The sequence below is a fragment of the Kitasatospora putterlickiae genome (genome assembly GCF_039527695.1).
In the GTDB taxonomy this organism is placed as follows: Bacteria; Actinomycetota; Actinomycetes; order Streptomycetales; family Streptomycetaceae; genus Kitasatospora; species Kitasatospora putterlickiae.
In genome coordinates this window covers 1-7441 of sequence record NZ_BAAAKJ010000253.1, presented here as the reverse complement: position 1 = coordinate 7441, position 7441 = coordinate 1, and the positions used below count along the sequence as shown (strand labels likewise).

5 protein-coding genes are annotated in these 7441 nt (G+C 74.2%); all 5 read left to right on the top strand.

The genetic code is table 11. The features are described 5' to 3' along the window. A partial coding sequence (locus ABD308_RS25470) for a S8 family serine peptidase (RefSeq protein WP_344338913.1) occupies positions 1–2204 on the top strand: 2204 nt, incomplete at its 5' end. A gap of 113 nt (positions 2205–2317) precedes the next feature. Next, positions 2318–2881, top strand: a complete 564-nt coding sequence (locus ABD308_RS25465) for a Uma2 family endonuclease (protein ID WP_344338912.1) — start codon at positions 2318–2320, stop codon at positions 2879–2881. Between the two features lie 77 nt (positions 2882–2958). After that, positions 2959–3996, top strand: coding sequence for a 3-isopropylmalate dehydrogenase (locus ABD308_RS25460; protein ID WP_344338911.1), 1038 nt, complete (start codon positions 2959–2961; stop codon positions 3994–3996). A gap of 219 nt (positions 3997–4215) precedes the next feature. Then, positions 4216–5328 (top strand): branched-chain amino acid aminotransferase, encoded by a 1113-nt coding sequence (locus tag ABD308_RS25455; protein WP_344338910.1) that lies wholly within the window; start codon positions 4216–4218, stop codon positions 5326–5328. A gap of 352 nt (positions 5329–5680) precedes the next feature. Continuing rightward, positions 5681–7291 (top strand): citramalate synthase, encoded by a 1611-nt coding sequence (gene cimA, locus ABD308_RS25450; protein WP_344338909.1) that lies wholly within the window; start codon positions 5681–5683, stop codon positions 7289–7291. Positions 7292–7441 lie beyond the last annotated feature (150 nt).

Genomic DNA, 7441 nt, shown 5'->3' with positions numbered 1-7441 from the left:
GCGGCAGCCCCGGCACCGCCGCCCGGGCCGTCGCGGTCGCCGCCTCCGTCGACCCGCACGGCGACGCCGACGGGATCACCGTGCTCGACCCGCCCGCGCTGGCCGGCGTCGTCCCGGCCCACTGGAGCGCCCGCTACCGGGACTGGTCCACCGCCGACGTGGCCGGGGAACTCGCGCTGCCCGCCGACCAGTCGGACGGCTGCGCGGCCTTCTCCGAGCCCGACCGGCAGCGGCTCGCCGGGCGGATCGCGGTGCTCGCCTGGAGCACCCGCGAGTCCGAGCGCGCCTGCGGCTCGGGCCCGCGCGCCGACCACGTCGCCGAGGCGGGCGCGATCGGCGCCCTGCTGGCCGCCGACGACGACCACCTCGCCGAGATCTCCGGCAACGACCGGGTGCCGCTCGCCCTGCTCGGCCGCGCCGACGGCGAACGGCTGCGCGCGGGCGCCGCCGCCGGGCCGGTCCGGGTCCGCCTCGCCGCGCCCGGCAACCCGCTGCACGGCGCCGTCGCCCAGGAGCAGCCGCAACGGCTCGACACCCTCACCGACTTCACCTCGCGCGGCATCGGCGTGCCCGGCGTCGTCAAGCCGGACCTCGCCGCCCCCGGCGAGACCATCTGGTCCGCCCTGGTGGGCAGCGGCACCGGCGGCCAGCGCGAGGACGGCACCTCGATGGCCACCCCGCACGTCGCCGGGCTGGCCGCGCTGGTCCGCGCCGTCCACCCGGACTGGACCGTCGAGCAGGTCAAGGCCGCGCTGATGAACACCGCCGGGGACACCTGGCTCGGCGACGGCGGCACCGGCCCGGTCTACGGACCCGAGCGCACCGGCGCCGGACGGGCCGCCGTGGACCGCGCCGTGCGCACCCCGGCCGTCGCCTACGCGGCGGGGGAGGGCGCGGTGGAGGGCGCCGTCGGGGTCTCCTTCGGCCCGGTCGCGGTCACCGGACCGCTCGCCCTGGTCCGCGAGGTCGAGGTGCGCAACCTCTCCGCCGCCCCGGTCGCCTACCGGACCGGCTACGCGGCCGCCACCGAAGCGCCCGGCGCCCGCTTCGAGCTCGCCCCCGACCGGGTCGAGGTCCCGCCCGGCGGCACCGCGCGGGTGCGGGTCACCCTCCGCGTACCCGGCGCGCTCGGCCGCACCCCCGACCCGACGACCGCCACCGTCCAGGGCGGCCGGGCCCGCAGCTACCGCGCCGAGCTCTCCGGCCGGCTGCTGCTCACCCCGGACGACCCGGCCGCCCCCGGGCTGCGGGTGCCGCTGTTCGCCGCCCCGCGGGCCGCCTCCGACCTCGCCGCCACCACCCCTGTCCGCACCACCCGCACCGGCGCGCTGGCCGCCCTCACCGGCACCGACGCCCCCGGCGGCGGGCCCGGCCTGGTCAGCGCCTTCGCGCTCGGCGGGGAGGGCGCCCGCTGGCCCGACTGCCCGCCGGACAGCGGGGCCGCGGTCGGCCCCGGCGCGGGCATCGTCCCGGAGGGCGCCGAGGAGGCCGAGCACCTCCAGGACCTCTGCGTCGAGCGCCCCGGCGACCGGGCCGCCAACCTGCGCGCCGTCGGCGCCGCCACCGACGCGCCCGCCGTCTCCGGCGACCCGCTGGCCGAGGGCCGGCTCTACCTGGGCGCCCAGGTGTGGGCGCCCGCCGCCACCCCGGTCGGGCTGTTCGCCGTCCGGGCCGCGCTGGACACCGACGGGGACGGCGCCACCGACGTGGTCGTCAAGGCCGACCGGCTGCGCGGCGGCGACGTCCTGGTGGCCCGCGCCCTGGACGCCCGCACCGGCGCCGAACTGGACGTCCAGCCGCTGAACGCCCGCTGGGGCGACACCGACACCGCCCTGCTGGACTCCGACGCGGTGGTCCTGCCGGTCCGGCTGTCCGCCCTGCCGGGCGTCGGCCCCGGCCACAGCACCGTCCGCTACGCCCTGTGGACCGGCCTCACCGGCTCCGGCACGCCCGACCCGGCCGAGGCCTTCTCCGCGATCGGCCTGCACGGCGTCCGGCCCACCCTTGAGGTCGACGTCCTGCACCCCGCCGTCGACGTCCGCACCGGCCCCGACGGCCCCGACGGCCCCACCGCCATCGCCGCCCCCGTCCACCCCGCCACCGTCCTCCACATCCACCGCACTCCCGGTGACCGGTCCCGGATCCTCCTCCTCCACCACCTCAACCCCGAGCCCGGCCGCAGCCAGGTCCTGACCCTGCCGTGAGCTTCCAGGGGGCGCTCGGATCGTTCCGAGCGCCCCCTCGAAAGGATGAAGTGCCCGGGGAAGGAGCCGAGTAGCCTGAGTGCTGCCACGAGAATTCCCGTATGGGAGGAACCATGAGCGTCGCGCCGTACCCCAACTGGCTTCGGCCCCCGGTCGATGGCTACACCGCCGAGGACCTCGACCGGCTGCCGGATCTCCCGCCGCACACCGAGCTGCTCGACGGGAGCCTGATCTTCGTGAGCCCGCAGACGAAGTTCCACGTGAGGACCAAGCGCCTGCTGGAGCGCGCATTGGAGGAGGCCGCTCCGGAGGGCTGGGAGGTGTGGCCGGAGATGGGGGTGACGCTTGACCGGCGGAACCGGCCCGAGCCGGATCTCCTCGTCGTCGACGTCGCGTCGGACACGGGGTACCTGCAGACGAACTTCAACGCGGAACACGTGCTGCTCGCGATCGAGGTCGTCTCCCAGGAGTCCCGCGAGCGTGACCGGGAGGTGAAGCCGCGCAAGTACGCCACCGCCGGCATCCCCCACTTCTGGCGTGTGGAGTGCGACGAGGGCCGACCCGTGGTCCACACCTACGAGCTGGACCCCGCGACCCGCCTCTACGGGCTGACCGGCATCCACCACAAGCAGCTGAAGCTCGACCGTCCCTTCCAGGTCGACATCGATCTGACCTGAGCCCGCCCGCGTGGGCGGATTGTCCGGATGGTGGACGTCGGATGTCAGGCTCTGGGACACCGGAGTAGCCTCCGAACATGTCTCGCACGATTCGTCTCGCAGTCGTCCCCGGTGACGGAATCGGCCAGGAAGTGGTGGCCGAGGGTCTCAAGGTGCTGGGGGCCGCGCTTCCCGCCGATGTGAAGCTGGAGACCACCGAGTTCGACCTCGGGGCCCGGCGCTACCACCGCACCGGCGAGACGCTCCCGGACAGCGTCCTCGCGGAGCTCAAGGCCCATGACGCGATCCTGCTCGGCGCCATCGGCGACCCGAGCGTCCCGTCCGGGGTGCTGGAGCGCGGGCTGCTGCTCAAGCTGCGGTTCGCCTTCGACCACCACATCAACCTCCGTCCGGGGCGGCTCTTCCCCGGGGTGAGGTCCCCGCTGGCCGGTGACCCGAAGATCGACTTCGTGGTTGTCCGCGAGGGCACCGAGGGCCCGTACGTCGGCAACGGCGGCACGCTGCGCACCGGGACCGAGCACGAGGTGGCCACCGAGGTCAGCCTCAACACCGCCTACGGCATCGAGCGCGTGGTGCGCGACGCCTACCGCCGGGCCCAGGCGCGTCCGCGCAAGAAGCTCACCCTGGTGCACAAGAACAACGTGCTGGTGCACGCCGGCCACCTGTGGACCCGGATCTTCGAGCAGGTCGGCCGGGAGTTCCCCGAGGTCACCACCGACTACCTGCACGTCGACGCGGCGACCATCTTCTTCGTCACCCAGCCCGAGCGGTTCGACGTCATCGTGACCGACAACCTGTTCGGCGACATCCTGACCGACCTGGCCGCCGCCGTCACCGGCGGGATCGGCCTGGCCGCCAGCGGCAACATCAACCCGAGCGGCGCCTTCCCGTCGATGTTCGAGCCCGTGCACGGCTCGGCGCCGGACATCGCCGGCCAGGGCAAGGCCGACCCGACCGCCACCGTGCTGTCGGTCGCCATGCTGCTCGACCACCTCGGATACCACGCCGAGGCCGCCCGGATCGAGGACGCGGTCGCCGCGGACCTCACCGGGCGCACCGGGACCCGCACCACCACCCAGGTCGGCGACGCGCTCGCCGCCCGAGTATCCGCCTAGGAGGCCGGAACCCGACAGACGGTGTTCCGGCCCCTCCGGGCCGGACCCCATAACGGCGGCTTGCGGATCTCCAAGGAGTTCGCGGCTGTTCGGCACGGCCCTCTGGATGCGAGTATCGACAGTGGGCCGTGTCGTCGTGCGTCCGTTCCGTCCGAAAGGGGCGGAACGTCCACCCGGCGGAGCGGCCCGGACCAACCCCACGGTGAAGGACACACAGCCATGAGCACGCCCACCCAGGCGCCCATCACGTTCGACCTCAAGCCCTCCGCCCACCCGCTCTCCCCGGCGGAGCGCGAGGCCCGGCTGGCCAACCCGGGCTTCGGGCGCGTGTTCACCGACCACATGGTCACCATCCGGTGGACCGAGGGCGTGGGCTGGCACGACGCCCAGCTGGCGCCCTACGCGCCGATCGAGATGGACCCGGCCAACATGACGCTCCACTACGGCCAGGCGATCTTCGAGGGCCTCAAGGCCTACCGCCAGGCCGACGGCTCCATCGCGACCTTCCGCCCGGAGGCCAACGCCACCCGCTTCCAGGCCTCCGCCCGCCGCCTGGCCATGCCCGAGCTGCCGGTCGAGACCTTCGTCGAGGCGGTCGAGCTGCTCGTCCAGCAGGAGCAGGCCTGGGTCCCGAACGAGCCGGAGCAGAGCCTCTACCTGCGCCCGTTCATGTTCGCCACCGAGGTCGGCCTGGGCGTCCGCCCCGCCAACTCCTACCTCTTCATGATCATCGCCTCCCCGGCCGGCGCCTACTTCCCCGGCGGCGTGAAGCCGGTCTCGGTCTGGCTCTCCGAGGACTACGTGCGCGCCGCGCCCGGCGGCACCGGCGCCGCCAAGTGCGCCGGCAACTACGCCGCCTCCCTGGTCGCCCAGGCCGAGGCCGCCGCCAAGGGCTGTGACCAGGTGGTCTGGCTCGACGCCGCCGAGCACCGGTGGATCGAGGAGATGGGCGGCATGAACCTCTACTTCGTCTTCGGCGAGGGCGAGGACGCCCGGATCGTCACCCCCGAGCTGTCCGGCGCTCTGCTGCCCGGCATCACCCGCGACTCGCTGCTGCAGCTCGCCGCCGACCTCGGCCACGCCGTCGAGGAGCGCCGGATCTCCACCGACGAGTGGAAGCGGGGCAACGCCGACGGCACCCTCACCGAGGTGTTCGCCTGCGGCACCGCCGCCGTCATCACCCCGGTCGGCTCGGTGAAGTCCAAGGGCGGCGACTGGACCGTCGGCGCCGGCGAGCCCGGCCCGGTCACCATGGAGCTGCGCCGCGCGCTGCTCGCCATCCAGGGCGGCCAGGCCCCCGACACCCACGGCTGGCTGCACAAGATCGTCTGATCCCGCCCCGCAGGCCCGCCCGGCCCGCCCGTCCCGGATCGCGAGACGGGCGGGCCGCGGCACGGACGTTGTGCCTACACTGCGGGCGTGTCCTCGCTGTCGCTGATTATTAGCAGCAGGCGCGCCGGTCCGCAGTGACCGCCACCGCACCACCCGATGCGGGGCGACCACCAGCGTCCAGACCCGCGCGCAGACCTCTCGCACCCGCGAGGGGTCTTTTTGTTTCCCCGGACCGGCCGGAGCCCCCACAAGGGGCCGAGGGACACCGGGCGCGCGCGGGATGCTGGACAGTGGAGCCGGATCAGAACCGGCAGAGCAGTAACCGACCTCCCGGAACGGAGAACCCAGGGTCATGACCCAGGCGACCAACCTCCCCGACGACGCCTTCCACGTCTTCGACACCACCCTGCGCGACGGCGCCCAGCGCGAGGGCATCAACCTCACGGTGGCCGACAAGCTGGCCATCGCCCGGCACCTGGACGAGTTCGGCGTCGGCTTCATCGAGGGCGGCTGGCCCGGCGCGAACCCCCGGGACACCGAGTTCTTCGCCCGCGCCGCCGAGGAACTGGAGCTCAGGCACGCCGTGCTGGTCGCCTTCGGCGCCACCCGCCGGGCCGGCGGCCGCGCCGCGGACGACCCGCAGCTGGCCGCGCTGGTGAACTCCGGCGCGCCGGTCGTCACCCTGGTCGCCAAGTCCCACGACCGGCACGTCGAACTCGCGCTGCGCACCACCCTGGAGGAGAACCTGGAGATGGTCCGCGACAGCGTCGCGTACCTGCGCTCCCAGGGCCGCCGGGTCTTCATCGACTGCGAGCACTTCTTCGACGGCTACCGGGCCAACCGGGAGTACGCGATCTCCGTGGTCCGCGCCGCCCACGAGGCCGGCGCCGACGTGGTGGTGCTCTGCGACACCAACGGCGGGATGCTGCCCTCCGGCGTGCGCGAGACCGTCGCCGACGTCCTGGCGGCGACCGGAGCCCGGCTCGGCATCCACGCCCAGGACGACACCGGCTGCGCCGTCGCCAACACCCTGGCCGCGGTGGACGCCGGCGCCACCCACGTCCAGTGCACCGCCAACGGCTACGGCGAGCGGGTCGGCAACGCCAACCTCTTCCCGGTGGTCGGCGCGCTGGAGCTCAAGTACGACCGCCGGGTGCTGCCGCCCGGCAGCCTCGCCGAGATGACCCGGATCTCGCACGCGATCGCCGAGCTGGTCAACCTCACCCCCTCCACCCACCAGCCCTACGTCGGCTTCTCCGCCTTCGCCCACAAGGCCGGCCTGCACGCCTCGGCGATCAAGGTCGACCCGGACCTCTACCAGCACATCGACCCGGCGACGGTCGGCAACACCATGCGGATGCTGGTCTCCGACATGGCCGGGCGCGCCTCCGTCGAGCTCAAGGGCAAGGAGCTCGGCTACGACCTCTCCGCCGACCGGGACCTCGCCGGCCGGGTGGTCGCCAAGGTCAAGGAGCAGGAGAGCCTGGGCTACACCTACGAGTCCGCCGACGCCTCCTTCGAGCTGCTGCTCCGCGACGAGGTGCGCGGGCGGCGCGAGCGCTTCTTCGCCCTGGAGTCGTGGCGGACCATCAGCGAGCAGGGCCCGGGCGGCAACGCCGGCAACGAGGCGACGGTCAAGCTCTGGGCCAAGGGCGAGCGGATGATCGCCACCGGCGAGGGCAACGGCCCGGTCGACGCGCTGGACCGCGCGCTGCGCACCGCGCTGGAGCGGATCTACCCGCAGCTGGCCAAGCTGGAGCTGGTGGACTACAAGGTCCGCATCCTGGAGGGCCAGCACGGCACCGGCTCCAAGACCCGGGTCCTGATCGACACCGCCGACGGCAGCACGACCTGGTCCACCGTCGGGGTGGCCGACAACGTGGTGGCCGCGTCCTGGCTGGCGCTGGAGGACGCCTACACCCACGGCCTGCTGCGGGCCGGCCTGGAGCCGGACGCCGAGTAGCGGGCACCGGCGGGGACGCGGTGGCGCGGCCCGTGGACCGGAGGGTCCGCGGGCCGCGCCGTGCGGCCGTGCGTCGTCGGGCGGTGCCCCTGGTTCACCGCAGGCGGGCGAGGAGGGCGTGTTCGACGAGGGTGATGAGGGCGCTCTTGG